At 68.4% G+C, this 2,845-nt stretch carries 5 protein-coding genes; 3 read left to right on the top strand and 2 right to left on the bottom strand.

Features of this window, described 5'->3' with window-relative positions; genetic code table 11:
- Nucleotides 1-147 precede the first annotated feature (147 nt).
- Nucleotides 148-651 carry an Mpo1-like protein gene (locus tag K0M70_RS01805; protein WP_290778500.1) on the bottom strand — a complete coding sequence of 168 codons (504 nt, stop codon included), beginning with the start codon at nt 649-651 and terminating at the stop codon, nt 148-150.
- Nucleotides 652-711: 60 nt separating this feature from the next.
- The gene (locus tag K0M70_RS01800; protein WP_290778496.1) at nt 712-1,608 is read right to left on the bottom strand and encodes a phosphoribosylaminoimidazolesuccinocarboxamide synthase; all 897 of its coding nucleotides are present in this window, start codon (nt 1,606-1,608) and stop codon (nt 712-714) included.
- A 102-nt stretch (nt 1,609-1,710) separates the two neighbouring features.
- Between K0M70_RS01800 and K0M70_RS01795 the strand changes: the two genes are divergently transcribed.
- From K0M70_RS01795 to rpe, 3 genes are all read left to right on the top strand, one after another.
- Nucleotides 1,711-2,067 carry a c-type cytochrome gene (locus K0M70_RS01795; protein ID WP_290778494.1) on the top strand — a complete coding sequence of 119 codons (357 nt, stop codon included), beginning with the start codon at nt 1,711-1,713 and terminating at the stop codon, nt 2,065-2,067.
- Nucleotides 2,064-2,390: a DnaJ domain-containing protein gene (locus K0M70_RS01790; protein ID WP_290778491.1), complete on the top strand. Its 327-nt coding sequence runs from the start codon at nt 2,064-2,066 to the stop codon at nt 2,388-2,390. The genes K0M70_RS01795 and K0M70_RS01790 overlap by 4 nt, the downstream gene beginning before the upstream one ends.
- Before the next feature lie 8 nt (nt 2,391-2,398).
- A partial coding sequence (gene rpe / locus K0M70_RS01785) for a ribulose-phosphate 3-epimerase (protein ID WP_290778488.1) occupies nt 2,399-2,845 on the top strand: 447 nt, incomplete at its 3' end.

Below are 2,845 nucleotides of genomic sequence, written 5' to 3'. Positions count from 1 at the left end.
CGAGGGTCACTTCCTGCGATTTAAAAGGCTCTGCCAAGAGCAGGAAGTGACCCTCGCTTCCGCGGTGGCGCCGGCACCGTAACCACTCAGTTGGGTGAAGAACCTTTTTTTTGCCGTCTTACGGCCGGGCCGATTGTCGGCGGGGGGTCAGTGCTGCCAGCCCAGTTTCTTGTAAAGCTTGCCCAGCGTCCAAAGCGGACCCACCAGCAGGTAGCTCAGGTCGGTGAGGAAGCTGGGTCGCTTGCCCTCGATCTCGTGGCCGATGAACTGGCCGATCCAGGCCACCACGAATACGGCGATGGCCAGCCACAGCAGGCCCGTCATGCCCAGCGCCTGCGACAGCGCGTAGTTGGCCAGCCCGAAGGCCACGAAAAACACGAAGATGCCTGCGGCCAGTGGCCGCGACAGGCGCCAGTACCACACCATCGACAGGAACATTGCCAGGCCCATCCAGAACCCGGGCTGCACCAGCGCGGTCGGCACGGGGATGGTCCACAGCGCTGCGGTCACCGACCACACGATGGCCGGCACGCACACCAGGTGGATGAGCTGGTTGGTGGGATTGACGTGGTCGCCGCCATAGCTGAAAAGCCAGCGGTCAATCGGGCGCCGCGGGTCGGGCGTGGTCACTGCTTCGGGGGTGGTCGCCATGGCCGGTCTCCGGAGGGGCGTGAGGACACGCCATCATAGTCCGGCGCCGGCGGCGCGGCATCAGTCCAGATGCAGGTCGGCGAGCCGGTCCAGCGCTTCGGCGTACTTGCTGCGGGTGCCCTCGATGATGTCGGCCGGCACGTGGGGGCCGGGCGCGGTCTTGTTCCAGTCCAGCGTCTCGAGGTAGTCGCGCACGAACTGCTTGTCGTAGCTGGGTGGGCTGATGCCCACGCGGTACTGGTCGGCGGGCCAGAAGCGCGACGAGTCGGGCGTCAGCATCTCGTCCATCACGTGCAGCACGCCGTGCTCGTCCAGGCCGAACTCAAGCTTGGTGTCGGCGATGATGATGCCGCGCTGCGCCGCATAGGCCGCCGCGAACCGATAGATGGCCAGCGTGGCGTCACGCACCTGAAGGGCCAGGTCGGCACCGATCTGCTCGACCACCGCGGCAAAGCTGACGTTCTCGTCGTGGTCACCGGCCGCCGCCTTGGTGGACGGCGTGAAGATAGGCTCGGGCAGCTGCTGCGCCTGCTGGAGGCCGACGGGCAGGGCGATGCCGCAGACGCCGCCGGTGCGCTGGTAGTCCTTCCAGCCGCTGCCGATGAGGTAGCCGCGGGCGATGGCCTCCACCGGGACCGGCTTGAGCTTCTTGGTGACGACGGCGCGGCGGGCGTAAAGCGCCAGGTCCACGCCGGCAGGCAGCACGCTGGCCAGGTCTTCATGCGTGAGGTGGTTGGGCATGAGGTGGGCGGTCTTGTCGAACCAGAAATTGCTGATCTGGCACAGCATTTCACCCTTGCCCGGGATGGGGTCGGGCAGCACCACGTCGAAGGCCGACAGCCGGTCGGTGGCCACCATCAGCAGGCGGCTGCCGGGCAGTTCGTAGACGTCGCGGACCTTGCCGCGGTGGATCAGCGGCAGGCCGGGCAGGTCGGAAGTGTGCAGGGTCGTGGGCACGTGGGAGCTCGCGGGCGCGGGGACGCCATTGTAAGGCGGCCGCCGGCCCCATGGCGTGGGCCATGACGCCGTCCGCACCGGGCGGGCTGGTAAACTTGCGCCATGAATACGCCCCTGCTGGTCCTCATGTCCTGCCTGCTGCTGCTGCCGGCCCTGGCGGCCGCCCAGGCGGCAGCCCCTGCCTCCGCCCAGGCCACCGCCGCCCCGGCGCGTCCGTCCAAGCTGGGCCTGTGTTCGGCCTGCCATGGCGTGGACGGCACCAGCCGCACGCCCGGCACGCCGCACCTGGGCGGCCAGGACCGCGTTTACCTCGAGCGCGCCCTGTCGGACTACCGCAGCGGCAAGCGCCAGCACGTGCCCATGACCAGTTTGGCCAACGCGCTGCAGCCCAAGGACATCGAAGCCCTCGCGGCGTGGTACGCCGCCCAGCCGGGCTTCAAGCGGGGGACCGGGCGATGAGGTGGTATGGAAAGCTGCTCGGCTTCGTCGCCGGCTATCTGCTGCTGCGCCATCCGGCCGGTGCGCTGATCGGCCTGGCGATTGGCCACGCCTTCGACGCCGACTGGCTGCGGCCCAAGAAGTACGACCCCTTCGCGGTGCTGGGCCTGCGCGACGACGCCAGCGACGGCGAGGTCGAGCGCGCCTACCGTCGCCTGATATCGCAATACCATCCCGACCGCCTCACCGGCGCGGCCGACGACCTGCGCCTGCAGGCCGAAGACAAGGCCCGCGAGATCAATGCCGCCTACGAGCGCATCCAGAAACTGCGCAAGTCCTCCTGAGGTCACCCATGTCCCACTGCCTGATCGCCCCTTCCATCCTGTCCGCCAATTTCGCCAAGCTGGGCGAGGAGGTGGACAACGTGCTCCGGGCCGGCGCCGACTGGGTGCACTTCGACGTGATGGACAACCACTACGTGCCCAACCTCACCATCGGCCCGCTGGTGTGCGAGGCGCTGCGCAAGCACGGCGTCACCGCGCCCATCGACGTGCACCTGATGGTGAAGCCGGTGGACCGCCTCGTGCCCGATTTCGCCAAGGCCGGGGCCAGCCTGATCAGCTTCCATCCCGAGGCCAGCGAGCACGTGCACCGCACCGTGCAGCTGATCAAGGCCAGCGGCTGCAAGGCCGGCCTGGTCCTGAACCCGGGCACGCCGCTGGAAGTGCTGGACTATGTGCTGCCCGAACTCGACCTGGTGCTGCTGATGTCGGTGAACCCGGGCTTCGGCGGCCAGGCC

The organism is Arenimonas sp. (assembly GCF_019459675.1).
In the GTDB taxonomy this organism is placed as follows: Bacteria; Pseudomonadota; Gammaproteobacteria; order Xanthomonadales; family Xanthomonadaceae; genus Arenimonas.
The sequence above is the reverse complement of the archived record's forward strand: the minus strand, read 5'-3'. Positions and strand labels throughout refer to the sequence as shown.